The organism is Streptomyces sp. NPDC008163 (assembly GCF_042956885.1).
Taxonomy (GTDB): Bacteria; Actinomycetota; Actinomycetes; order Streptomycetales; family Streptomycetaceae; genus Streptomyces; species Streptomyces drozdowiczii_A.
Map to the genome: position 1 here is coordinate 294,185 of NZ_JBIBHG010000011.1, position 23,269 is coordinate 317,453.

A 23,269-nucleotide genomic window follows, 5' to 3' on the forward strand; every position below is an offset into this window, starting at 1 on the left:
CACGGTTTCAGCGCGTCGTGGGCCCCGTCACGAAGACCGTCGGCCGGGTCTCGTCCTCCTCGCGGAAGAAACCGCCGGGGCCCGGGTGTGTCCGTCAGGCTTCGCGCACCGCCGCCAGCACCTCGTCGCGGACCTGCTCCATCAACTCCTGCGTGCGCGCCTCCACGTTGAGCCGCAGCAGCGGTTCCGTGTTGGACGGGCGGAGGTTGAACCACCAGTCCGCGCCGCCGACGGTGAGGCCGTCCAGGGTGTCCGCCGTGACGCCGGGGCGGGACTCCCACACCGCGCGCACCGCCGCTGTACGGGCGGCCTGGTCGGTGACCGTGGAGTTGACTTCGCCGGACGCGGCGTACCGCTCGTAGCGGCTGGTCAGCGCGGACAGCGGGCCGTCCTGGCCGCCGAGCGCGGCGAGGACGTGGAGCGCCGCCAGCATGCCCGTGTCCGCGTTCCAGAAGTCGCGGAAGTAGTAGTGCGCGGAGTGCTCGCCGCCGAACGCGGCCCCGGTCCGGGCCATTTCGGCCTTGATGAACGAGTGGCCGACCCGGGTACGGACCGGTGTGCCGCCCGCCGCGCGGATCACCTCGGGCACCGCGCGCGAGGTGATGAGGTTGTGGATGACGGCCGCGCCCGGGTGCCGCGCCAGCTCGCGCGACGCGACCAGGGCCGTGATCGCCGACGGCGAGACCGGGGCGCCGTTCTCGTCCACCACGAAGCAGCGGTCCGCGTCCCCGTCGAAGGCCAGCCCGAGATCGGCGCCCTCGGCACGCACCCGGGCCTGGAGGTCCACGATGTTCGCCGGCTCCAGCGGGTTGGCCTCGTGGTTCGGGAACGTGCCGTCCAGCTCGAAGTACATCGGCACCACCGTCAGCGGCAGCCCCGCGAGCACCGTCGGGACCGTGTGGCCGCCCATGCCGTTGCCCGCGTCCACCACCACCTTCAGCGGGCGGATCGCGGACAGGTCCACCAGGGAGTGCAGATACGCGGCGTATCCGGCCCGGGTGTCCCGGCCGGTGACGCCTCCCGCGCGGGCGGCCGGGGCCGGGGCGCCCTCGTCCGTCCACCGCTCCACGAGCGCGCGGATCTCGGCGAGCCCGGTGTCCTGGCCGACCGGCTCCGCACCCGCCCGGCACAGCTTGATTCCGTTGTAGCGGGCCGGGTTGTGCGAGGCGGTGAACATCGCACCGGCGAGGCCCAGCGAGCCCGACGCGTAGTACAGCTGGTCCGTCGAGCAGAGCCCGATCTCCGTGACGTCGGCACCCTGCGCCGCGGCGCCGCGCGCGAACGCCCCGGCGAGACCGGGGGAGGAGGGCCGCATGTCGTGCCCCGTCACGATCGCGTCCGCGCCGGTCACCCGGACGAACGCGGCACCGAACAGCTCCGCCGTCGTCTCGTCCCACTGGTCCGGCACCACACCGCGCACGTCGTACGCCTTGACGAGCCCCGACAGGTCGGTCCGGGGCGTCGGGTCAGTCACGGGCGTCGTCATCGGTGTCTCCATGGGCGGTACGGAAAGAGGGCGGGGCGAGGAACCACACGGCGGTGTCGGGCGGCAGGGCGTCCCCGTCGAGCGGTCCACTGCTGAGCAGCGGGCGCCCGAGCGTACGTACGGGCGCGGCGCCAAGATTGACGGCGCACCCCAACTCCCCGCGCCGGAACACCAGGACGGGCGCGCCCGGCTCCGAGAGCCAGACGGGCGGCGCCGCCGGGTCAGGGGCCGGATGGGCGCGGCGCAGCCGCAGCGCCGCACGGTACAGGGCGAGCGTCGAGCCGGGGTCCGTCTCCTGCGCGGCGACAGTGAGACCGGCCCAGCCATCGGGCTGCGGCAGCCAGGTGGCCCCGGCGTCCGCCGTGGTGAAGCCGTACGGCGCCCGCGCGCCGGCCCACGGCATCGGCACCCGCGCCCCGTCGCGCCCGCGCTCCGTGCGGCCGGACCGCTCCCACAACGGGTCGCGGATGCGGTCGACGGGCACATCGGCCTGCGGCAGGCCCAGCTCCTCGCCCTGGTAGAGGTACGCGGAGCCGGGCAGCGCCAGCATCAGCAGCGCGGCGGCGCGGGCCCGCGCCGGGGATCCGTACCGGGTGACCGGGCGCACCGCGTCATGGCTGGAGAGCAGCCAGGTGACGGCCGCGCCCGGCACACCGAACGAGTCGTCGATGACGCGGCGCAGCTCCGCCGGATCCCAAGCCGCTTCCAGAAACGCGAAGTTGAACGCCTGGTGCATCTCGTCGGGCCGGATGTAGCGGGCCAGCCGCGCCGGATCGAACACGGCCGACTCCGCGACCATCACCCGGTCGTCCGGCGCCACCGCGCCCGGCGGCGCCGGATGCGTGTCGAGCAGCGCCCGCCACTCGCGGTACAGCGGGTGCAATTCCTCCTGGTCGTAGTACGGCATCAGGTGGTTGCGCAGCGGGTCGGCGTGCTGCCCGGGCCCGGCGTCCGGCAGGCCCTCCGCCTTGAACAGGGCGTGCGCCACGTCCACCCGGAAGCCGTCCACGCCCCGGTCGAGCCAGTAGCGCAGGACCTCCATGAACGCGTCGCGGACCTTCGGATTGCGCCAGTTCAGGTCGGGCTGCTCGGGGGCGTGCAGATGGCAGTACCACTCGCCGTCCGCGGCCCGCGTCCAGGCCGGACCGCCGAACGCCGACTGCCAGTCGTTCGGCGGCAGTTCGCCGGCCTCGCCCCGGCCCGCCCGGAACAGGTACATCTCCCGCTCCGCCGATCCCGGGCCGGCGGCGAGCGCGTCCAGGAACCACGGGTGGCGGTCCGACGTGTGGTTCGGGACGAGGTCCACGATGAGCTTGAGGCCCAGCTCGTGGGCGCGGGCCGTCAGCCGTCCGGCGTCCGCGTCCGTCCCCAGGTCCGGGGCGACACCCGTGTAGTCGGAGATGTCGTAGCCGCCGTCGGCCAGCGGCGACGGGTAGAACGGGGTGCACCACACGGCGTCCGCGCCCAGGTCCCGGATGTGTTCCAGGCGCGCGGTCAGGCCTACGAGGTCGCCCGTGCCGTCCCCGTCCGAGTCGGCGAAGGACCGGGGGTACACCTCGTAGCAGACCATGTCCTGCCACCAGCTCATGCGGGAACTCCTTCGAAGAGGGCCGGGCGGGGGGACAGGACCCGCTGCTCGGCGCCGGTCGCGGCGGCGACCGTGGCCGCCTCGGCGACCGCGACCGCCGCGAAACCGCTGACCGGGCCGGCCACCGGGGGCTCACCCGTGCGGACCGCCCGCACCAGATCGGCCATCGCGGCGCGCACGCTCTGCGCGTACACGTACGGCTTGCGCGGCTCGCCGCCCAGGTCCAGGACGGCGGTCACGCGGTGCGGCACGGTGCGCTCCTCGCCCCGGCCACGGGCCGGCGCGGCGGACCCGGCGTCCCGCTCCACGCGCACGGTGATCCGCTCGCCGCCGCCGGGCCGGAACCCCTCGACGGCCAGCAGGTCGTCCCGCAGCTCCGGCAACTCCTCCCAGGCACGGGCGCCGTCCTCGTCCACCCACGCGGTGATTTCCGCGTGCACGGGGATCCAGCCGCTGATCCGCGTCTCCGCGAACCCGTGGTCCAGGCGCATCAGCTGCCGCTCGGCGCGATGGGCGTGCGTGAAGGAGTGGAGGTGCGAGGCGAGGACGCCCCCGGGGTGCACCACATCGGCGCTGACCATGTCGACCGGGCCGCCTGGGCGGCCGACCGCGGTGGCCCGCACGCTCAGCGGATCGGTGCCGAGGAGGGCGCGGGCGGCGTCGAAGAAGTGGACGCCGTGCTCGATGAAGATGCCGCCGCTGTGCGCCGCGTCCCAGAACCAGTGGCCGGGGCCCAGGTCCTCGTCGGACGCGTCGTTCTCGAACAGGAACCGGCGCGGCGGCGCGAGCAGCCCCCGCCCGGTCAGCCGCTCCACCGCCCGCAGCAGCGGGTTGTAGCGCAGCACATGGTCCACGACCAGGGCACGCCCGGCGCGCCTCGCCTCGTGGACGACCGCCGAGGCGTCCTCGGTCGTGGTGGCGAGAGGCTTCTCGCAGAAGACATGGCGCCCCGCGCGCAGCGCGGCCGTGGCCATCGCGGCGTGGGTCGCGGGCGGGGTGGCGATCAGTACGGCCGCCACGTCGTCCCGCCGAAGGAGCTCGTCCAGCGAACCCAGCGCCGGAACGCCGTGCCGCTCACCGAGCAGCCGGGCCCGCTCCGGCGAAGGGTCGGCGACCGCCGCGAGCCGCAGACCGGGCAGCCCGGCGATCGCGTCGAGGACGAACTCCGCGAACCCGCCGCAGCCGGCCAGGCCGATACCGAGGGCGCCTTCTGTCATGCCGTGCGCTCCAGGAGGGCCACGCCGATGTGCGCGTCGGCCATGCCGTAGAACACGTACAGCTCGCCGTCGATCTCCTCGATCGCCGTGGGGAAGACGACGTTCGGGACGGTGCCCGAGCGCTCCTCCTCGGTCTCCGGCGCCATCAGCGGCTGGTCCGAGCGGGCGAGGACGCGGGACGGGTCGGCCGGGTCGAGGATCATCGCGCCGGCCGCGTACGACACGTCCTGGTTCTGCGCCCACGGGTCCTCGATGGAGCCCGACACGCCGTGGTGGATGAGCAGCCAGCCCTCGGGCACCCGGATCGGGGCGGGGCCGCCGCCGATCTTCAGGGACTCCCACGGGTACTCGGACAGGGCCAGCAGCCTGTGGTCGCGCGGCCGGGTCAGCGCGGAGATGTCGGCCTCCACCTCGGCGACGGGGACATAGCTGATCCAGATGCCGGGGCGCTCGTCGGTGACACCGGCGGGCAGGTGGACGCCCTCACCCGGCCGGAACCAGCCCAGGTCCCACATCGGGCGGTGCAGCATGGCGTACGCCATCTCGCCGTCCGGGCCCGGGACCGGCTCGGGGAAGTGGACGACGTCCTTGTTCGGGAAGAGGTTGAGGTCGGTGTCCAGGTCCGGCTGGTAGGCGAACTGGATCGGGCCGAGACGGGTCCAGTCGGTGAGGTTCCCGGACACGGCGAGCGCCGGCTTCGGGCCGAGCGGGCCGTAGGCCACGTAGCTCATGACGTGCTTGCCGAGCGACGGGATCCAGGTGACGCGCGGGTCCTCGACCCCGGCGTTGTTCTTGCCGCGCTCCCAGCCCTCGTCGGGGGAGAGGACGGTACCGCGGCGCTCGACGCCGTTCGGGACGCCCGCCCCGTCGAAGGTCACCTCGGCGAGGCCGACGCGGGAGACGTTGCCCTCGGCGACCAGGCGCGGCAGCAGGTGCAGGGTGCCGTCCGGGGTGCGGCCGGAGGCGGGGTTCAGGACGCCCTCGACCTCGTTCGCCTCACCGGCCAGCGGGGACATGACCACACCCTTGCGCACCATGCGGTAGGGGATGTGGGTGGCGGTGGTGGTGGTGCTCATGGCGATCAGCCCTTTACTCCGGAATCGATGTCGGTAGAGGTGAAGTGGCGCTGGAACAGGAGGAACAGGATCACCGCGGGGAGGGCCAGCACACAGGCGCCGGCCAGCAGGGCACCGGACGGATTGGCCACCGTGCCCTGAAGGTTGGAGAGGAAGCTCGCGAGCGAGACGGCCAGCGGCTGCATGTCCGCGTTCTTGGTGACGAGGAACGGCCACAGGAACTCGTTCCACGGGCCGATGAACGTCAGCAGCAGTGCGGTCAGCACGGCCGGGCGTGCCATCGGCAGCGCGATCCTCCACAGGATGCGCAGCTCGCTCGCGCCGTCGATGCGGGCCGCCTCGAAGAGCGACTGCGGCATCTGCGCGAAGAACTGGCGGAACAGGAACACGGCCGTCGAGTTGATCGCGAACGGCAGGATCATGCCCAGGTAGTTGTCGCCGAGTCCGTAGTCGCGGACGACCAGGACGTACAGCGGCAGCGTCAGCAGCTGGAACGGGATCATCTGCACGAGCAGGAGGGCCGCGAAGACCGCCCCCTTGCCCCGGAAGCGCAGCTGTGCCAGCGCGTATCCGGCGAGCACCCCGAACACCAGCGTGCAGATCAGCACCCCGATGGTCATGATCCCCGAGTTGAGCAGGGACCGGCCCAGCGAGATCGCGCTGTTGACCGCCGCGTAGTTGTCACCGGTCAGCCCGGACGGGACCGCCGCCGACAGGTCGCCGACGGTCTGGCCGCGCAGCGAGCCGACGATCATGTAGTAGAAGGGGAACAGGAAGGCGACGGCGCCCAGCGACAGCAGCACGTAGCGGACGGCGCTGCCCCCGGCGGAGCGGCGGGCGGGCCTGCGGGTGGTGGCGCTCATGTCAGTCGCCCCTCTCGGTGAGCTTGCGGGCGGCGATCGACACGACCATCACGAAGGCGACGAGTACGACGCCCAGAGCGGCCGCGAAGTCGGGATGCCCCTGCTCGATGCCCTTCTGGTACATCAGCAGGACGGGCGAGGTGGAGGCGTGGTCGGGTCCGCCACCGCCGGTCAGCAGATACGGCTCGCTGAACAGGTTGGCGCCGGTGATGATCGCGTAGATCACGACGAGCGTCGTCGCCGGCCGTACGCCCGGCACCGTCACCGAGAAGAACTGCCGCACCTTGCCCGCACCGTCCATGGCGGACGCCTCGTACAGCTCCTTGCCGACGTTCTGCAGCGACGCCAGGTACAGCATCACGAAGAAGCCGAGCTGCTTCCAGGTCACGAACGCGGCGATCATCGGCATCGCCAGATGCGAGTTGACCAGCCAGGACGGATCCGGGGCGTGCGAGCCGAGCAGGTGGTTGACGAACCCGTCCGAGCCGAACAGGAACTGCCATACGGCGACCAGGGCCACGCTCGCCGTCACATACGGCACGTAGAACGCGGCGCGGAAGAAGCCGCGCCCCCGGATCTTCGAGTTCAGCGCCGCCGCCAGGACCAGCGAGAGGCCCACCGTCAGCGGCACGTTGATGACGAGGAAGATCAGGATGTTGAGGAACGCCTGCCCGACGACCGGGTCGGTGAACACGTCCCGGTAGTTCGACAGGCCCACCCACGGCGAGTCGATGTCCGTGCCCGGCGCGGTGAAGTAGAAGCGGTGGAAGGAGATCCACACCGTGTAGACCAGCGGGACCGCGAAGACCACCACGATGAACAGCACGTACGGCGACACGAACAGCGCGCCGGCCCGCGAGATGCCACGCCGTGCCTTGCCGCGCGGGGCGGGTGCGCTCGTGCGTACGGCGCCGGGCGCCGCGTCCAGGTTCACGCTCATGACGGGTCCCCGTACTCGTTCAGCAGGTCGGTGATCTCGGACGACGCCTTGCGCAGCCCCGCGTCCGCGGACTCGCGGCCGAACACGACCGACTTCGTCCACTCGTCGCGGAACGCCTGCCAGATGTCGATGGAGCCCGGCACGTTCGGCACCTCGACGACGCGCTGCGCCTGGTCGGCGAACGCCCTGTACGTCGGGTTCTCGGCGAAGTAGCCGGGATACTTCGCCGTCAGGTCCTCGCGCATCGGCATCTGGCCGGTGGCGTCGAGGAACTTCCCGTCCTGCGCGGCGGAGGTCGCGAACTTCAGCACGTCCCAGGCGGTGCCCCGGTTCTTGCAGGCGCTGAACATCGCCGCGGACTTCTCGTCACTGAAGGAGTGCTTGCCGCTCCCGCCGTCCGCGGTCGGCACCGGTGCCACGCCGATGTCCACGTTGTCCTTGTACGCGGCCACCGCCCACGGGCCCACGGTCGCCATGGCGGCCTTGCCGTCGTTGAGCGAGTCGCCCGGATACTGCTCCTGGGGCGCCAGCTTCTCCGCGTACAGGGTGCGCCAGAACGCCGCGACCTGCCGGCCCGCCGCCGAGTCGAACTGCGGCCTGCCGTTCTCGATCAGCTGCTTTCCGCCGCTCTGCGCGGCGAACGCCGGATAGAAGTCGTACCAGGGCTGGAAGAAGTCACTGCTCGGTGAGGGCCATATCGCGGCCTTCGCGGCGCCGCTGTGCACGAGCGTCCGGGAGGTTTCGAGGAATTGCTTGTACGTGGCCAGCTTCGGGTGCTCGGGATCGAGACCGGCCTTCGCGAACAGCTTCTTGTTGTAGAGGATCATGACCGGATTGCTCTTCCACGGCAGCTGGTAGAACTTGCCGTCGGTGGAGCGGTACTGGTCGGTGAGGGAGCCGCCGCGTCCGGCGATGTACTTCTCGCCGTCCGGGAAGTCACTGAGGGAGACGAGGCCGTTCTGCTTCTGGAACGTCGGCACCGCCGCCGGCGAGGTGTTGAAGGCGAGACAGGCCGTCGTCCCCGCGATGATCGAGGCGCTGATGGCCTCCTCGGAGGTCTTGCCCGCCGGGATCTGCTGCGCGGTGACGTGCTGGCCGGGATGGGCCTTGTTCCACGCGGCGACCATCGCCCTGCCCCACTGCACCTCCTGCGCGTTGTTGGAAAGCCAGACCGTGATCGGGCCGCGCGCCGTGGCGGCGGTGGCCGGATCGGGAGCCGACCGGCCGCAGGCCGTCGCCGTGCCCGCGAGAGCGAGCACGAGCAGCGCGTACGCCGTTCTCCTCAGCATGATTGATCTCCGAACTGTTCACGCGCGGCCTCGTCGCCGCACGGAATTGCCGGTCGGCGCGAGCACGACCGGTCGATTGCCCCTGTTACGTCACCGGCGGGGCGCCGGCCCCATCGACGCCCGGGGCACGAACTGAGCCGGGGGCAGCCGCACATGGTCGGCGGCGCCCTCGGCGACGACCGCGTCGAGCGCGCGGGCCGCCGCCTCGCCCCAGCCCCGGGCGTCCGCCCGCGCGGAGGCGAGCGGCGGGTAGCTGTACCGGGTCAGCGGCGCGTCGTCGTAACCGACCAGCGACAACTGGTCGGGCACCCGGACGCCCAGCTCCTGCGCGACCGAGAGCCCGGCCATAGCGGCCAGGTCGTTGCCGTAGACGATCGCGGTCGGCGGCTCGGCCGAGGCCAGCAGCTGCCTGGTCGCCCGCGCGCCGCCCTCGGGCGTGAACCCGCCGGGCAGCACGGGTCCTTCGGGCAGGCCGAGCGTGCGCAGGGTCTGCTCCCACGCGGTCCTGCGCCGGTGGGCGTGCAGCAGCTCCTGCGGCCCCTCGACGTGGGCGATGTCCCGGTGCCCCAGCTCCGCGAGGTGGCGGACGGCGGCCGTGTACGCCGGCTCGTCGTCCAGGCTCACCGCCGTCAGCCCGTCGCCCCACTCGGGCTGGCCGACCACGACGGCCGGCAGCCCGAGCTCCCGCAGCAGCGCGGGGCGCGGATCGTCGCGGCGCAGGTCGGTGAGGAGGACCCCGTCCACCTGCTGCTCCGAGGCGAGGCGCCGGTAGACGCCCTGCTCGTCGTCCGGGGCGGTGATGTGGATCATCAACCCGTCGCCGCGCTGCCCGATGACCGCCTCGACCCCGGCGATGAACGCCGGGAAGAAGGGGTCGGCCCCGACCTGCTCCGCGTCGCGGGCGAGGACGAGCCCGAAGGCGCCGGCCTTGCCGAGCGAGAGGGCCCGGGCCTGACGGCTGGGGGTCCAGCCGAGCTCCTGGCTCGCCGCGAGGATCCGCAGCTTCGTCTCCTCGGCGACACCGGGCCGGTCGTTCAGAGCGAAGGAGACCGTGGCGCGTGAGACACCGGCCCGCCGGGCGACATCCGCGATGGTGGGCTTGCGTGCCATGGGCCTGGACTTCCTTGCCACGGGCCGAAGACGAGTGTCTTCAAACCGGTTTGACTGCTCGAACGAGGACAACCAAACCGGTTTGGAAGGAGGGCGTCAAGAGTTCGGAGCCTGTGATGCCCGTCACCGGGGAGGGGGTGGCGTGACCGTCGGCCCGGCGTGTGAAAGGTCCGCTTGTGGCGAAAGGTCCGTTTGCGCGGGCCCGTCCTGCCGTCCCGCCCGTGAGCCGTCCGCCTGTGCGGGGATGCGGGTGCGGGCCCGGGCGAGCAGGCCCGCCGGATCCGGCTCCGCCTGGAGCGAGGCGAGGGTCATCCGCCACCACTGCTCCAGCCGCTCCGGCCAGCCCCGTTTTCCCGGCAGCTCATCGGTCAGGGCGCAGTGCCCGTAGAACCCGCACACCAGTGCCACGGCCGCCGCCGACGGCTCGACCCCGTCCGCGAGTTCACCCCGCGTCCGGGCCTGGGCGAGGAGCCGGGCGCAGGCCAGTGCCCAGGACCCGAACGGCGTCGGCACGGGCACCCCGATGGTGCGGCGCTCCGCCCACAGCCGCGCACCGGCCCGGGCCACGACGTCCTCGCTGAGGGACTGGGCGACGCGGAAGCTGAGTGCCACCAGCTTCTCCAGCGGGGGGACGCCGGGTGCGGCGTAGGCGGTGGCGAGCTGTGGCCAGGTGGCGAACTGCTCGCGCACGACGGCGAGCGCGAGCTTTTCCTTGCTGGAGTAATGGAAGTAGATCGCGCCGCTGGTCTTTCCCGAGTGGTCACTTATGTCATTGACACTCGTGCCCGCATATCCCCGTTCTACGAATAGATGTGCCGCCGATTCCAACAGCACTTTGCGGGTAGCGCGCGCCCTGTCCTGCACTTGTTCCACCTTCGCTCATACGTGCTAGCGCAGCGACGTGAAAGGCCGTCACGCTCCTCGTGAGGGGCGCAGTCGCATCGCGCGACGATCCTATTATTCATCGCCCCGGCCGCGCAGCCGGGCGGTTCTTCTCCGGGTATTCCGGTGCACTCGAATTGGTGATTGCGGAATTCGGGGCCGCCGAAATAACGTAATGGTCATGATGTTTCGGACGGGCTGATCCTCGGGGTCTCAAGTCCGTCGCGGCGCCCAGCGGAATCGACCTGGCCGCCGCGGTCACGGAGCGACGCCCGCGTCCGATTCCTCCCCTCCATAAGTGTGCCCCCAGGCACATGTCTGCGCCCTCGTGGTTCACCGGTCGGCGCAGCCTCCGAGAACGGCGGTTACATGACAGCTCATCGCATCCTCTCCTGGTCCCCGTCCGCCCTCGTCTTCGACTGCGACGGCACCCTGATGGATACGGAAAGGCACTGGCAGGAGGCCCGCACCATCACCTTCCGGCTCTTCGGGCTCACCCCGCCCGCCGGGTTCGCCGACCGGGCCAAGGGCGTGCACTACATCGAGTGCGGCGCCCTGATGGCCCAGGAGACCGGGAAAGCGGACCTGGCCGGCGAATTCGCCGACACCCTCCTGAGCACCTTCACCGCGCTGGTCGAGGAGGACCCGGTCACCATGCCGGGTGCCGCCTCGCTGGTCCGGCTGGCCGCCCGCCACCGCCCCCTCGCGGTGGCCAGCAACTGCCCGCGGGTCACGGTGGAGTCATGCCTCGACCGGGCCGGACTCCTCGGCTGCTTCCAGCATGTCGTGGTCGCAGGCGAGGAGGTCCGGCCGAAGCCCGAGCCGGACGTGTACCGGGCGGCCGCCCGCCTCTGCGGCGTGCCGCCGGAAGAGGCCCTGGCCGTGGAGGACTCGCTGACCGGCATGGAGTCGGCGCGCCGGGCCGGCCTCCGCGTGATCGGCCTCGGGACGCGCCCGCCGGACCCGGACGGCGAACAGGCCGACCTGTGGGTGGCGAGCCTGGCCGACCCCGAGCTGCTCAGCTGGGCCCGCAGCCGCCTCGGCCCCTGACCGGCGGGTCAGTCATCGGTGAGGTGGGGCGCCAGCCGCCGCACCGTGCCCGCCGCGGACGCGAAGAACAGTGCCATGCCCACGGCCCCCGGGTCCGGGACGCCGGTGGCCCGCTCGCCCAGGTAACTGGCCCGCCCCATGCGCGCCGCCTGGGACGCGGTCTCCCGCACCCCCCGCCACGCCTCGTCCGCAGCGGCGGCCAGGGCGTCGGCGGGCGGTGCGTCCCCGGCCGCCCGCAGCGCTTCGGCGGCCGGGGCCAGCGCGTCGACGAGCGTCTTGTCACCGGGCGCCGCGTCGCCGACGCGGCGGATCGCGGCCAGGCCCTCCGCGGCGCCTTCGGCGAGCGCGCCCGTCGTCAGCCCGGGACCGGATCCGGCGGCCCGGCCCATCGCCTGGAACAGCAGGCCGAACAGCGGGCCGCTGGTCCCGCCGACCTCGTCCAGGAAGGCGGTGGCCAGGGCCCCGAGGTGCTCACCGGGGCCGGCCGACGCCGCCACCCGGTCGAGCAGCGGACCGGCGGCCCGGACCCCGGCGGCGAGGTTGGCGCCGAAGTCGCCGTCGCCCGCCTGCTGGTCGAGCTCCGTCAGCTCGGCCTCCGTCGCGTGGACCGAGTCCGCGAAGTGCCCCGCCCACTCGCGGGTCCGCGTGCCGTCCAGAGCGTCGCTCGTCATGGGCCCTCCTCGCCTTCGTCCCGCAGGGGGCTGACCGGTCACCACCGCAGTGCCGGGGTGTGCACGGGTGCGTCGTAGAAGTCCAGGACGGCCGGGCCTGCGGCCATGAGCGTGAGGGAGAACCCGCGCATGTCCAGCGCTGTCACGTAGTCGCCCACCAGGTGGCGTGCGAGCCGCACCTCTCGGGCGTCGAGCACCCGCCCCAACTCGCCGAACACCGAGTACAGTTCGAGCGAGGTGACCGAGCCCAGCCCGTTGACGAGGGCGACGACCGACTCCTCGGGCCCTGGCCGCAACGCCTTCAGCAGCGCCCCCGTCATCTCCTCCACCAACGCGGCCACGGAGCCCTGTTCCCGGGTGCGGGCGGCGCGCTCGCCGTGGATCCCCACGCCGTACTCCAGCTCGCCGGACGGCAGTTCGAACGCCGGTTCGCCGGTGGCCGGCGCGTGGTGCGCGGCGGACGCGACGGCGAGCGTACGGCACCGGCCCGCGAGGCCCGTCCCCAGCTCCACCAGTTCGTCGAGCCCCATGCCCGTGTCGGCGGCGGCGCCCAGGACCTTCTCCAGCAGCACCGTGGCGCCCGTGCCGCGCCGTCCGGCCGCGATGTCCTCCGAGTCGGTGGCCAGGTCGTCGTCCACGAGGACCCGCGCGCAGGCGATCCCCGCGTCGGCGAGGCGCTCGGCCGCGATGCCGAAGTTGATTCGGTCACCCGTGTAGTTCTTCACGATGTGCAGCACGCCCCCGGAACCCGCCACCGCGCGGGAGGCCCGGAAGATCTGCCGGTTGTGCGGCGAGGCGAACACCCGCCCCGGGCACGCGGCATCGAGCATGCCCGCGCCGACGAACCCCGCGTGCAGCGGCTCGTGCCCGGATCCGCCGCCCGACAACAGCCCCACCCGCCGCGTGGGAGCGGTGTGCCGGGCGGTGACGAAACCGTCCGCCGCGTCGTACCGCACCAGATCCCCGTGCGCACGGGCGAAGCCGGACAGTGCGTCGGCCACTAGTTCACCGGCGCCGTTCTCGAAGTACCTGGCCATGAGCCGCACCCATCCCGTCCCTGGCGGTGAGGCCGTACGAGCCGACCCGGACGATAATCCCATGGTGCGGGTAACGGTCCGCATGCGGCAACTCGCACAGCGTGGCACGAGGTGAGTGGTGCGTGGGGTGACAGGAGATAGGAGAGGGGGCGCCATGAGTCGGCTCGGCAGAGGACTCCCGGCCGAGCGGACGGGCTCGGCGCCGTCGTCCGTCTCGATCGCGGTGCTGTGCCTGTCCCTGCTCGGGTCCGTGCCGCTGTGGTCGGGCCGGCCGGCCGCTCCGGAGGAATCCGGCGCGCTCAGCTTCGCGTTCGCGCTGGTGGCCGGAGCGCCACTGCTCTGGGCGCTGAGCGGACTGGTCACCTTCGTCTACGTGCTGCCGCTGGTGGCCATGGCGCACCGGTTCGGCCGGCGGAGGGGGCACGGCGAGCGTCGACGGTATGTGTGGGCGGCGACGCTCCTCGGACTGCTGCCGGTGGCAGTGCTCCCCGCGCTGGTCGCGATGGCGCGGGCCGGAGCCGGTGAGGGGCTTCAGGCCGCCGCCAGGGGCGCCCCGGCCGTTGCGGTGCTGTGGATCGCTATGACGCCGGCCGTCCTGGCCGTCTACCTCACCCTCCGGTGCGAGCGAGTCGGCCGCCCGGTGCGGCCGGTGGCCGACATCCTCCTGTGGGGGACGCTGGGCCTCTGCGTCGAGTACGTCGGGTGGCTGGTCCTCGCCTGACCGGGGTGTGCGACTGTGGGCCGCATGAGCGATGACCACGAGAGGGACCTCGCCCTGGCGCGTGCCGTGCGGCTGCGGGAGCAGGGGGAGGCCGGGGCGGCCCGCGACCGGTTGCTGGAGCTGGGCGGGCGGTATCCGCAGGACGCCGTGATCGCCTACCAGACCGCCTGGGTACACGACGTCCTCGGCCTGGAGGCGGAGGCCGTGCCGTTCTACGAGCGAGCGCTGGCGGGGGAGGGCCTGGCCCGCGAGGACCGGCACGGGGCCTTCCTCGGGCTCGGGAGCACGTACCGGGTCCTGGGGCGTTACGAGGAGGCCGCGCGGACCCTGCGGCGCGGGCTCGAAGCGTTCCCGGAGGACGCGTCGCTCCAGGCGTTCCTGGCCATGGCGTTGTACAACCGCGGCGAGGGCCGCGAGGCGGTGGGACTGCTCCTGAAGACGCTGGCCACCGCCTCCGACGACCCCGGGGTGCGGCAGTACCGGCGTGCGATCGAGCACTACGCCGACGACCTGGACGCCGTGGAGCCGGGCGGCGCGGAAGGGGTCAGCCCAGGCCCGTGATCCAGGCGTCCACCGTCGTGACCTCGCTCTGGTTCGGGAACACCTTCTCGGTGAGCACGCGGTGCACCTCCGGGTCGCGGTCGGCGCAGCCGTCGGCCAGGACGGTGAGACGGAAGTCGAGGTCGGCGGCCTGGCGGAGCGTGGAGAGCACGACACCGCTGGTGGCGAGGCCGGTCAGGACCAGGTGGTCGACACCCGACCCGCGCAGGACGAGATCGAGGTCGCTGCCCGTGAAGGCGCTGACCCGTTTCTTGGTGACGACGGCCTCACCGGGGAGCGGGGCGAGGTCGGGGTGGATCTCCGCCCCCGGGTCGGTCCCGGTGAAGGCCCCGTCGGGCAGGGCGCCGAAGAGCGGACTGGACTTGGCCTCGGGACGGCCCGGCCGGAAGCCGACGACGACGTGCACCACGGGCACATCGGCCCGACGGGCCGCGGCGACGGCCCGGGCGATCCTCGGAGTGAAGCCGGCGTCGAGACCGGGGACGCGGCCGACGATGGCCTTCTGCAGGTCCATCACGAGCAGGGCGGGACGGGTCATGGGCTTTCCTCATCGTTCTGGGAGTCGTTCTCGGAGCTTTCGCCGATGCGGCGCAGCGAGCGGTCGGCGACGGTCACCACCAGGAACAGGACGCTGGTGGCGAGCATGAACCAGGCCAGGTGGTGCAGCCCGCCGGTGTCGGCGCGCTGCCCGAAGAAGGCGCCGTTCGCGGCGGACGCGGTGATCGCGCCGAGGTAGCCGAAGGTGCGCAGCAGCCCGGCGGACGAGCCGATGCGGTCGGCGTCGGACTGGTGGTAGACCGCGTTCTGGAGAGCGAGCCCGTTCAGCCCCTGCGGCACACCGAGGACGACCACGACCGCCAGCAGCATCCACACCGGGCTGTCGCCGTGCAGGAGGAGCAGCAGCGCACACGCCACGATCTGCCCGGCCGCGCCCACCAGGAGCTTCCCGCGCACGGCCTGGCGCCGTCCGGTGAGGGCCGAGACGGCGATCCCCGTCGCGAACAGGGGCAGCTGGACCAGCCCGGCCTGCGAGGCGGACAGCCCGCGCCCCTGCTCGGTCCACTGGGTGAATCCGTACAGGAAGGCGTAGGTGACCACGTAACAGAGCAGGGCGCGGCCGTATGTGGCGACCAGGGGCAGATTCCCGCCGAGCACGCGTACGTCGATGAACGGCTCCCCGGCACGCAGCTCGCGCCACGTGAAGCCGGCACCGGCCGCGAGGGTGAGCACCAGGAGGTACCAGGCGCCGCTGCCGATATCCATCAGGAACAGCAGCAGGCAGGACAGCGCCACGGCGAACAGCCCCATGCCCGGCAGGTCCAGGCTCCGCACCCAGGAGCGGCCGTCCGCGCGGGCCGTCCCGGGAAGCGCCGGGATACGGCGCGCCCCGAGGTACAGGCCGAGGAGGGCCAGCGGGATGTTGACGGCCAGGGTGGCGCGCCAGCCGCCGATGCCGACGAGCAGCCCGCCCACGCTCGGGCCGACGACGGCGATGGTCTGGGTGGTGATCGCGAGCGCGGTCAGCACCCCGGCCGGGCTCTTCTCGCCGGTGCGCCGGGCCTCGCTGCGGATCAGGTACATGGCGGCCGGATAGCCGGAGCAGGTGCCGAATCCGAGCAGCACCCGCGCGGCGACGAGGACGCCGAGGCTGGGCGCCAGCATGCCGACGACCCCGGCGATGCCGGTCAGCGCGGTCCCGGCCAGGAACAGGCGCCGGGGCCCGAACAGGTCGATCAGCCGGCCCATCACCGGCTGGCCTATCGCGGTCGCCAGATACAGGGCGGAGATCAGCCACGCCGTCCGGGAGGGCGGAGCGCCGAAGGCCGCACCGATCGGGACCAGGGAGACCGAGATGATGGAGGAGTTGACGGGGTTGAGGGCGGCCCCCGTCATCATCGGGGCGAGCAGCCGCCGGTCGAAGCCGTGCGCCGCGTCCTTGCCCCGCCCGGGGCGCCACCGTTTCAGGGCGCGCGTCATTCCCGTACTCACGAGCGGACGATCCGCTCCAGGACGGTCATCGCCGCCAGGAGGTCGCGCCGCTCCTCCTCCGTGCAGTGCTCCTCGAGAGCGCGGGCGAGCCAGCCCTCTCCGGCGCGGCGGCGGTCCTCCAGGAAGTTGTGCCCGCCGTCGGTCACGTAGACCAGCTGCCGGCGGCCGTCCTCCGGGTCCGGGCGGCGGCTGACCAGACCACGCTCGACCAGGGCGCCGACGGTGCTTGCCACCGACTGGTGCCGCACGCCCTCGGCGGCGGCCAGATTGACCACCGAGGCCTCGCCGTCCTTGTCCAGCCGGCTGAGGACGGAGGTCTGGGAGGGCGTGAGTTCACCGCGGTCGTACGTCTCCCGAAGGCGCCGCCGCAGTCGGCTGTACACCACGCGGATCTCGTGCGCGGCACTCGCGGCCGTCTCGGAGACGGGCTGCTCGGTCTCGTTCATACGGGCAGCCTAAAGTGCGCAGCTTGGACTGCGCAATTGAGCCTGCGTTGCTGACGGCGGAGATGCACCCTTGCGTGTGACTCCGTAATTACGTAATCTCGAAACATGGACCTGGAGGAGCGTGTCACCGAGCTCGAACGACGCCTGGCCGAGTTGGTGCAGGCGTCCGCCGTGCCCGCGCCCCCCGTGGCGCAGGCCGACTTCTGGGCGCTCGATGCGCTGAAGGCACGGCACCCGGTGACGGAGGAGGCGGACGGTGCGGTGCTGTTCACCGGCGCGGTGCGCGTACCGACCGGGCATCGCTACGAATGGCAGTACGGGCTGCTGACCGAGACGGTGCTGGACGACGACTGGTCGGAAGCCGCCGCGTCATTCGCCGCGCTCGGCCACCCCGTACGGCTGACGCTGCTGCGCGAGGTCCTGGGCGGCCTGCGCACCGCGGCGGAACTGGCCGCGCTCGACGGGGTCGGGACGACCGGCCAGGTCTACCACCATCTGCGTCAGCTGACGGGCGCCGGCTGGCTGCACTCCCCGGAGCGCGGCCGCTACGAGATACCGGCGGGGCGCGTCGTGCCACTCCTGGTGGTGCTCACCGCCGCCCGCCCTGTGACCTGACCTATCGCTTGCACCGCAGACCAACAAGGGGGAGCACATGTCCGTGGACCGACGGAAGATCGCCGCCAAGATCCAGTACGCGCTGTGGGTGGTCTTCTTCGCCCAGATCGTTGCCAGGTTCTTCGTGGAACTGCCGTACAACTACTGGGTGAGTTGGCTCCCGGCGCTCGGTGCGATGGGAATCGGCCTGGTGACAGCCCGCTCCGCCCGCCACCGGATCGAGACGGCGCCCCCGGCGCCCGTCGCGGTGGCGCCCCCGGTGACCGGCCGCTGGTCCGCGGTCAACAGCCCCGCCGACAAGGTCCCGAGCCACGGCACGCACAACCTGGCGCAGACCTATGCCATCGACATCGTGGCCGAGCCGGCGGAGGGGCCCGCCCGCCCCGCCCCGGTGTGGTTCTGGCCCGTCGCCCGGCGCAACGGGGACTATCCCGCCTTCGGCGCCCCCTTGTATGCGGTCGCGGGCGCGACCGTCGTGCACGCGGAGGACGGCCAGCGCGACCACCTGAGCCGCAGCTCGCTCGCCGGGGTTCTGTACTTCTGGCTGGTCGAGGGCGTCGGCCGGACCATGGGTGGCAGCCGTCGCATAGTCGGCAACCACATGGTCCTCGACCTGGGCGACGGAACCCACGCCGTGTACGCGCACGTCCGGCGCGGCTCCCTGCGCGTCCGGCCGGGCGACGAGGTCGAGCCCGGCCATCTGCTCGCCCAATGCGGCAACTCGGGCAACTCGACCCAGCCCCATGTGCACTTCCAGCTGATGGACGGCCCGGACCTGGAGACGGCGCGCGGAATTCCGTTCACCTGGCACGGAGTCGGCGTACCGGCCGCAGGCGAGGCGTTCACCGTGGACGCCTCCGCTCCGGCACGGCCTCAGGACGTCTGACCCGGACCTCCACCGTTCTCGCCGGGCGGCCCGTCGAGAACGGTGGGGGCGTACTCCAGCAACTGGAGCCGCCCGTCGAAGGTGCGGCTCTCGACCAGATCGAGGCGGACATCGGGGTACGCGTCGAAGATCCTCTCCCGCCCGGTGGCGCCGGTGATGACCGGGAAGACGACGACCCGGAAGCGGTCCACGAGACCGGCCACGAGCAGCGCCCGGCACAGACTGAGGCTGCCGAGCGTGCGCAGCGGACGCGTCTGCGTCCGCTTCATCTCCCGCACGGCCTCGACGGCGTCGCCCCTGACCAGTTCGGTGTTCTTCCAGACGAGAGGCGGTTCCAGTGTGGACGAGAACACGACCTTGGACATGGCGTTCAGCTCGGCGAACCCGGGGTCGTCGGGCGCCTGCGCGGCGAACCCCGACATGAGCCGGTAGGTCGTGGCCCCCATCAGACTGACGTGCCGCTTCTCGCCCTCACTGTCGATCCAGGCGAGATATTCGGGCCCCTCCATCCCCCAGAACCCGGGCCAGCCCTCGGCGGAGGCATATCCGTCGAGCGAAATGATGAAGTCCACCATGAGGCTGGTCATCGGACTGTCCCTTCACGGATCCGTTGCGTGTGCCAGTAATGACCGCCGTCAACCCCCAAACTCATCGCCCACCGCGCAGCGACGGGTCAAAGTCCGACGTCCTGACCGGAAAGCTCGCCACTCGCCTGCCGAAAGCCGTCCGCCTCGGCGAACAACAGACGTCTTCTCGACACGTCGATGTCCAGGACGACGATGGTGATGCCCGCACCGATCTCGAAGCCGGCCGACCGGTCGGCCGACGGGAGCCCGGGAATCCTCACAAGGCCAGGATTCTCCCTGAAGGGCACCAGGCCGACGATCCCCTCCCCGACCTCGACGAATACGCCGATGGGATGCACCGCCTTCACCGTCCCGCGCAGTACGTGGCCCGTTTCGGTGCGGTAGGCGAAAGCCTTGAGCGGATCGGGTAGCAGGGCACGCAGGGACAGCCGGGCCTCCGCGTTGTGGGTGTCGAAGCCGATGAACTCGCACGTGACGCGCTGCCCGATCCGCACGACCTGCTCCGCATCGTCGAGGCGCCGCCACGACAGTTCGGGAATGGTGAGGAACCCGACGCCCGGGAATATGGGATGTTCCGGGCCCTTGTCCAGTGCCACGAAGACCCCGAACCTCTCGATCGCCGCGACGGTGCCGGTGAGTATCTCGCCGTCGTGCAGCGACCCGAGAAAGGTCCATAGTTCCGGGCTTTCGGCCTGCCAGTCCATGCCGCCCACCCTGGCACGACCGCGGCCGTCGATGTCAGTCCCCGTCCGTACGATCACGCCATGTCTGATGCCTTCACGGTCCTGTGGACCCATGACGTGTGCCGGGCCCTGCGCAGGGCGGGCCGGGTGGGCGAGCGGCCGCCGGTCGCCTTCAGCGGTGTGCACTCCTCGTTGCCCCGGTGGGCGGGCGCGAGCGCCGGGGACACGGTGTACGCGGTGCACGTCAGCCGGCGCCAGGTCTGCATAGTGAGCCGGCTGCACGTGGTCGACAGGGAGCGGGGTGACTGCTGCGGCACGCCTCCCGCCACCTGGGAGGACCCCGCCCATCCGGGCCACGACGACTGGTCGATGCTCGGCGCCGACGGCTGCGGCGCCGAGGCGGTGCACGTGGCGGCGACCCCCGTACGCTTCGACGTGCAGGTCCCCGGGGACCTGCTCCCGCAGCTGACCTGGCAGAACCGTCGAGGCCGCACGCGGGTCCTGAAGTATGTGGTGGACGGCCGCCTCGAGAACTCGATCAGCCTTCAGGGCTTCTACCGCCTGACCCCGGAGTCCGCCGACGCGCTGTCCGGGGTGGTCGACGGCGCACCCGGATGATGCCGACCGGCGGGAGCGGTTCCCGGCGGCTACCACCGGTGTGGACGGCGGGTGGTGGTGAGGAGGGCTGTGACCAGCGTGACCATGGCCAGGGCGATCGCGAAGTGGGCCGCCCAGGCGCCTGCCGGGGTGGGTCCGCCCCAGGCGTTGGCGGTGTCCTCGCCCCTCGTCGCCAGGGGGTACAGCAGGCCGCGGGTGAGCAGGAGGGCCACCGAGGGGGCGGCCAGCGCGAAGGCGAGGGCGTTCGCCGGGAGGCCGCGCAGGGCCCGGCCGACGACGGTCCCGAAGCGGTGCGTGTCCGACGGGGACGCGGCCGGCCCGCCGAGGGACGCGAGGCGCCGCTGGAGCCGGCCGGCGGCGGACGTCCGGCCGGTCAGGGCCAGCACCAGCGCGAGGACGGTGGCGGGCAGGGCCAGCAGCGCATGGACCAGGAGCAGGACCGCCCGCCGCGGCAGCGGACGGCGGTGCGCGGTCAGGGTGTCGGGTGCGCGTGTCATGGGGAGCCCCTTCTCGGGTTCGGTGCGGTGACCGGACCGTAGGGGTTCGGCCGGGCCGACGGCGTCATACCGGGGAGCCAACCCGGTCGTCGGACCTCAGTAGCACGGCCGGTCCTCCCGGGGCCGCCCCGCAAAGCACCGGGAACCCGAAACCAGTTGAGCGGGTGCCGTCGAAGCGGAAGGGTCTGTGGTCATGGAGTACTTCTGCTACCACCGAGACCGGCCGGGCTCCCTCGCTCTGCGCGAAGAGTTGCTGGAGGAGCACTGGTCGTACATGGACCGGTACGCCAAGGAGCTGATCGCCCGGGGCCCGACCTTCGCCGCTGACGGTGAGACGCCCACCGGAAGCGTGCACATCGTGGACCTCCCCGATGCGGCCACCGCCCGGGCGTTCGCCTTCGATGAGCCCAACTACCAGGCAGGCGCCTATCGGGACGTGCTGATTCGTCGTTGGCACAACGTGCTGGGCCGCACCATGTGGGACTTTCCCGGGGGCTCGGAAGGCGGAGGCAACCGCTACCTGGTGATCGGCTTCGGCGAAGGCCCCGCAGCCGACCCCGGCCCGCCGCCCACTCAGGACGACCTGATCGCGTACGGGCCGCTGCTGTCCGACGACGGCGGGACGTGGCTCGGTACGGCCTGCCTGCTCAGGGCCGCGGGCCCGGATGAGGCACGCGCTGTCCTCACAGCGGACCGGTATGCCGACATCGAGGTCCACGACTGGGAGTTCGGCGGACGCCGGTGAACGGGGGAGGGCCCGGCCACGTACGAGGCCGGGCCCTCCCCCGGCCCCCCGGCAGCCGAGCCCGGGACCGACGGGCTCCGCTGCCGGGGCGCACTTCAGGCGGGTTCCTCGACGGCGGGCTCTTCGACGGGGTGTTCCTCGACGCTGTGCGAGTCGGTGAGGCTCAGCGCGCCGCCGGCCGCGATCAGGCCGACGACCACCGCGAGCAGCGCGTAGGTGATCCGTTCGCCGTGGAAGAAGGACGCGACGAGGTCGCCGCTCCAGACCCCGGCGGGGAGCGACGTGGTGACCAGCGCGGCGATCAGCGTGCCGACCACCGCGGTGCCGATGCTGGAGCCGACCTCCTGGGCGGTGTCGTTCAGGGCGGCGGCGATCGACGTGCGATTACTGGGCATCGCGTCCACGAGGGCGACCGCGCAGATCGTCATCACGGTGCGCAGCCCCACGGTCATGAGCACCATGCACACCGCGATGACGGCGTACCCGTGCTCGACGCCCCAGGCGAGACCGGCCAGCGACCCTGCCAGGCAGGCCGCGCCCACCAGGCAGGCGATGCGGTGGCCGAACCGGCGGGCGAGCCACTCGGACAGCGGGGTGGCCATGAGCATCGTCACGATGATGGGCAGGTTGGCCAGGCCGGCCCGGACGGGGCTCCACCCGTACGCGTACTGGAAGTGCAGGATCAGCCCGAACATCACACTGGCCATCGCGATCGACGTCCCGATCTGCGCGAGCGCGGCCCCCCGCACCGTGCCGTTCGAGAAGACCCGCAGATCCAGCATGGGCGCCGCGCTGCGCCGCTCGTGCCGGACGAAGGCGTACGCGGCCGCGACCGCGCCCACGATCGACCCCAGGGTGATCCCGGAGAGCCAGCCGTTCTCGACACCGCTGGTCAGCGAGTAGCAGGCGAGCCCGATGGCGGCGACGCTCAGCAGCGCGCCCGGCACGTCGAGCCGGTCCTTGGTCAGGTCCTCGGGCCGGTCGGCCGGGACGCCGAGCCGGACGCCGACGCACGCGATCAGCGCGATCGGGGCGTTGACGAGCAGTAGCCACTCCCAGCGCACGTGCGCCAGCGCCGTACCGCCGAGCAGCGGGCCGAGCACGAAGCCGGACATGCCCACGATGATCATGACGGTCATCGCACGCATCCGCAGGGCCTTGTCGTCGAACAGGCGGAAGACCAGGGAGTTCGTGATCGGAGCCATCGCGGCGGCGGCCACGCCGAGCGCGGCGCGCAGGGCGATCAGCTCGCCGGCGGTGGAGACGAGGGCGACGCACAGACTGAGCGCCCCGAACACGGTGAGCCCGATGAGCAGCACCCGGCGGCGCCCGAGCCGGTCCGCCATCGATCCGGCGGTCAGCAGAAGGCCGCCGAACGTCAGCGAGTACGCACCGGTGACCCACTGCAAAGCGGTCGTGCCGCTGCCGAGGTCGCGGCCGATGGTGGGCAGGGCGATCGACAGCAGCGTGTTGTCGACCATCTCGACGAAGAAGGCCAGGCACAGGGCGGCGAGGGGTATCCACGCCGCACGCAGCGAGGAATAGGAACGGGACCCGTTTCCGGGTGGGGCGGCAGTCATGGCGCGGTCCTTTCGATCGAACATCGTTCGGCTATCGAACGCCGTACGATGAGCTACGATAGAACAGCGTTCGATACGATGCAAAAAGCGAGAGGAACGAGCCATGGCACAGCAGCGGCGCCGGGCCGACGG

General features: G+C 72.1%; 25 protein-coding genes. 7 read left to right on the forward strand and 18 right to left on the reverse strand.

Going from position 1 to position 23,269, the window contains the following annotated elements; genetic code table 11:
- Nucleotides 1-94: 94 nt before the first annotated feature.
- The 9 genes from ACFZAT_RS24710 to ACFZAT_RS24750 form a co-directional block, all read right to left on the reverse strand.
- The gene (locus tag ACFZAT_RS24710; protein ID WP_391267121.1) at nucleotides 95-1,486 is read right to left on the reverse strand and encodes a phosphomannomutase/phosphoglucomutase; all 1,392 of its coding nucleotides are present in this window, start codon (nucleotides 1,484-1,486) and stop codon (nucleotides 95-97) included.
- Complete coding sequence (locus ACFZAT_RS24715; protein ID WP_391267123.1) at nucleotides 1,467-3,074, reverse strand: alpha-amylase family glycosyl hydrolase; 1,608 nt, start codon at nucleotides 3,072-3,074, stop codon at nucleotides 1,467-1,469. Before ACFZAT_RS24715 ends, ACFZAT_RS24710 begins: the two co-directional genes overlap by 20 nt.
- A complete protein-coding gene (locus tag ACFZAT_RS24720) occupies nucleotides 3,071-4,291 on the reverse strand; it encodes a Gfo/Idh/MocA family oxidoreductase (RefSeq protein ID WP_391267126.1) in 1,221 nt (406 codons plus the stop codon). The genes ACFZAT_RS24715 and ACFZAT_RS24720 overlap by 4 nt, the downstream gene beginning before the upstream one ends.
- Nucleotides 4,288-5,367 carry a glycosidase gene (locus ACFZAT_RS24725; RefSeq protein WP_391267128.1) on the reverse strand — a complete coding sequence of 360 codons (1,080 nt, stop codon included), beginning with the start codon at nucleotides 5,365-5,367 and terminating at the stop codon, nucleotides 4,288-4,290. The genes ACFZAT_RS24720 and ACFZAT_RS24725 overlap by 4 nt, the downstream gene beginning before the upstream one ends.
- A 5-nt stretch (nucleotides 5,368-5,372) precedes the next feature.
- Nucleotides 5,373-6,230, reverse strand: coding sequence for an ABC transporter permease subunit (locus ACFZAT_RS24730; protein WP_391267131.1), 858 nt, complete (start codon nucleotides 6,228-6,230; stop codon nucleotides 5,373-5,375).
- Nucleotide 6,231: 1 nt separating this feature from the next.
- Nucleotides 6,232-7,170 (reverse strand): ABC transporter permease subunit, encoded by a 939-nt coding sequence (locus ACFZAT_RS24735; RefSeq protein WP_391267133.1) that lies wholly within the window; start codon nucleotides 7,168-7,170, stop codon nucleotides 6,232-6,234.
- Nucleotides 7,167-8,459 (reverse strand): extracellular solute-binding protein, encoded by a 1,293-nt coding sequence (locus tag ACFZAT_RS24740; protein ID WP_391267135.1) that lies wholly within the window; start codon nucleotides 8,457-8,459, stop codon nucleotides 7,167-7,169. The genes ACFZAT_RS24735 and ACFZAT_RS24740 overlap by 4 nt, the downstream gene beginning before the upstream one ends.
- A gap of 90 nt (nucleotides 8,460-8,549) precedes the next feature.
- Entirely contained in the window at nucleotides 8,550-9,569 is a 1,020-nt protein-coding gene (locus tag ACFZAT_RS24745; RefSeq protein WP_391267136.1) for a substrate-binding domain-containing protein, read from the reverse strand.
- A 123-nt stretch (nucleotides 9,570-9,692) separates the two neighbouring features.
- Nucleotides 9,693-10,403 carry a ScbR family autoregulator-binding transcription factor gene (locus ACFZAT_RS24750; RefSeq protein WP_391267265.1) on the reverse strand — a complete coding sequence of 237 codons (711 nt, stop codon included), beginning with the start codon at nucleotides 10,401-10,403 and terminating at the stop codon, nucleotides 9,693-9,695.
- Between the two features lie 417 nt (nucleotides 10,404-10,820).
- On the opposite strand from ACFZAT_RS24750, the gene ACFZAT_RS24755 reads away from it, so the two are divergent.
- Nucleotides 10,821-11,501: an HAD-IA family hydrolase gene (locus tag ACFZAT_RS24755; protein WP_391267138.1), complete on the forward strand. Its 681-nt coding sequence runs from the start codon at nucleotides 10,821-10,823 to the stop codon at nucleotides 11,499-11,501.
- Nucleotides 11,502-11,509: 8 nt separating this feature from the next.
- Here the strand turns inward: ACFZAT_RS24755 and dhaL are convergent, their stop codons facing one another.
- Both dhaL and ACFZAT_RS24765 read right to left on the reverse strand, forming a co-directional pair.
- The gene (dhaL, locus tag ACFZAT_RS24760) at nucleotides 11,510-12,172 is read right to left on the reverse strand and encodes a dihydroxyacetone kinase subunit DhaL (RefSeq protein WP_391267139.1); all 663 of its coding nucleotides are present in this window, start codon (nucleotides 12,170-12,172) and stop codon (nucleotides 11,510-11,512) included.
- A gap of 38 nt (nucleotides 12,173-12,210) precedes the next feature.
- Entirely contained in the window at nucleotides 12,211-13,209 is a 999-nt protein-coding gene (locus ACFZAT_RS24765) for a dihydroxyacetone kinase subunit DhaK (protein WP_391267140.1), read from the reverse strand.
- Nucleotides 13,210-13,363: 154 nt separating this feature from the next.
- Here ACFZAT_RS24765 and ACFZAT_RS24770 point away from each other — a divergent pair, with 154 nt between their 5' ends.
- Nucleotides 13,364-13,930 (forward strand): hypothetical protein, encoded by a 567-nt coding sequence (locus ACFZAT_RS24770; protein WP_391267141.1) that lies wholly within the window; start codon nucleotides 13,364-13,366, stop codon nucleotides 13,928-13,930.
- 24 nt (nucleotides 13,931-13,954) lie between these two features.
- Nucleotides 13,955-14,491: a tetratricopeptide repeat protein gene (locus ACFZAT_RS24775; RefSeq protein WP_391267142.1), complete on the forward strand. Its 537-nt coding sequence runs from the start codon at nucleotides 13,955-13,957 to the stop codon at nucleotides 14,489-14,491.
- Here the strand turns inward: ACFZAT_RS24775 and ACFZAT_RS24780 are convergent.
- From ACFZAT_RS24780 to ACFZAT_RS24790, 3 genes are read right to left on the reverse strand one after another with little or no spacing between them, the layout of a single operon-like run.
- Nucleotides 14,475-15,029 carry an isochorismatase family protein gene (locus ACFZAT_RS24780; RefSeq protein WP_391267144.1) on the reverse strand — a complete coding sequence of 185 codons (555 nt, stop codon included), beginning with the start codon at nucleotides 15,027-15,029 and terminating at the stop codon, nucleotides 14,475-14,477. The genes ACFZAT_RS24775 and ACFZAT_RS24780 overlap by 17 nt on opposite strands.
- Nucleotides 15,026-16,468, reverse strand: a complete 1,443-nt coding sequence (locus ACFZAT_RS24785) for an MFS transporter (RefSeq protein ID WP_391267269.1) — start codon at nucleotides 16,466-16,468, stop codon at nucleotides 15,026-15,028. The genes ACFZAT_RS24780 and ACFZAT_RS24785 overlap by 4 nt, the downstream gene beginning before the upstream one ends.
- Nucleotides 16,469-16,476: 8 nt before the next feature.
- Nucleotides 16,477-16,926 carry a MarR family transcriptional regulator gene (locus ACFZAT_RS24790; RefSeq protein ID WP_391267145.1) on the reverse strand — a complete coding sequence of 150 codons (450 nt, stop codon included), beginning with the start codon at nucleotides 16,924-16,926 and terminating at the stop codon, nucleotides 16,477-16,479.
- A gap of 105 nt (nucleotides 16,927-17,031) precedes the next feature.
- Between ACFZAT_RS24790 and ACFZAT_RS24795 the strand changes: the two genes are divergently transcribed.
- Both ACFZAT_RS24795 and ACFZAT_RS24800 read left to right on the forward strand, forming a co-directional pair.
- Nucleotides 17,032-17,541, forward strand: a complete 510-nt coding sequence (locus tag ACFZAT_RS24795) for an ArsR/SmtB family transcription factor (protein ID WP_391267148.1) — start codon at nucleotides 17,032-17,034, stop codon at nucleotides 17,539-17,541.
- 37 nt (nucleotides 17,542-17,578) lie between these two features.
- Nucleotides 17,579-18,427, forward strand: a complete 849-nt coding sequence (locus ACFZAT_RS24800; RefSeq protein ID WP_391267150.1) for a peptidoglycan DD-metalloendopeptidase family protein — start codon at nucleotides 17,579-17,581, stop codon at nucleotides 18,425-18,427.
- Here ACFZAT_RS24800 and ACFZAT_RS24805 read toward each other — a convergent pair.
- On the reverse strand, nucleotides 18,415-19,014 hold the full coding sequence (locus ACFZAT_RS24805; RefSeq protein ID WP_391267151.1) for a dihydrofolate reductase family protein: 600 nt from the start codon (nucleotides 19,012-19,014) through the stop codon (nucleotides 18,415-18,417). The two genes, ACFZAT_RS24800 and ACFZAT_RS24805, sit on opposite strands and share 13 nt — an antisense overlap.
- Before the next feature lie 86 nt (nucleotides 19,015-19,100).
- Nucleotides 19,101-19,718 (reverse strand): S1 RNA-binding domain-containing protein, encoded by a 618-nt coding sequence (locus tag ACFZAT_RS24810; protein ID WP_391267152.1) that lies wholly within the window; start codon nucleotides 19,716-19,718, stop codon nucleotides 19,101-19,103.
- 60 nt (nucleotides 19,719-19,778) lie between these two features.
- Between ACFZAT_RS24810 and ACFZAT_RS24815 the strand changes: the two genes are divergently transcribed.
- Nucleotides 19,779-20,315 (forward strand): hypothetical protein, encoded by a 537-nt coding sequence (locus ACFZAT_RS24815; protein ID WP_391267153.1) that lies wholly within the window; start codon nucleotides 19,779-19,781, stop codon nucleotides 20,313-20,315.
- Between the two features lie 29 nt (nucleotides 20,316-20,344).
- Here ACFZAT_RS24815 and ACFZAT_RS24820 read toward each other — a convergent pair whose 3' ends face one another.
- Nucleotides 20,345-20,812, reverse strand: a complete 468-nt coding sequence (locus ACFZAT_RS24820) for a hypothetical protein (RefSeq protein ID WP_391267154.1) — start codon at nucleotides 20,810-20,812, stop codon at nucleotides 20,345-20,347.
- 193 nt (nucleotides 20,813-21,005) lie between these two features.
- Here ACFZAT_RS24820 and ACFZAT_RS24825 point away from each other — a divergent pair, with 193 nt between their 5' ends.
- The gene (locus ACFZAT_RS24825) at nucleotides 21,006-21,557 is read left to right on the forward strand and encodes a YciI family protein (protein ID WP_391267157.1); all 552 of its coding nucleotides are present in this window, start codon (nucleotides 21,006-21,008) and stop codon (nucleotides 21,555-21,557) included.
- A gap of 95 nt (nucleotides 21,558-21,652) precedes the next feature.
- Here ACFZAT_RS24825 and ACFZAT_RS24830 read toward each other — a convergent pair whose 3' ends face one another.
- Nucleotides 21,653-23,137 carry an MFS transporter gene (locus ACFZAT_RS24830; protein ID WP_391267159.1) on the reverse strand — a complete coding sequence of 495 codons (1,485 nt, stop codon included), beginning with the start codon at nucleotides 23,135-23,137 and terminating at the stop codon, nucleotides 21,653-21,655.
- Nucleotides 23,138-23,269: the final 132 nt, after the last annotated feature.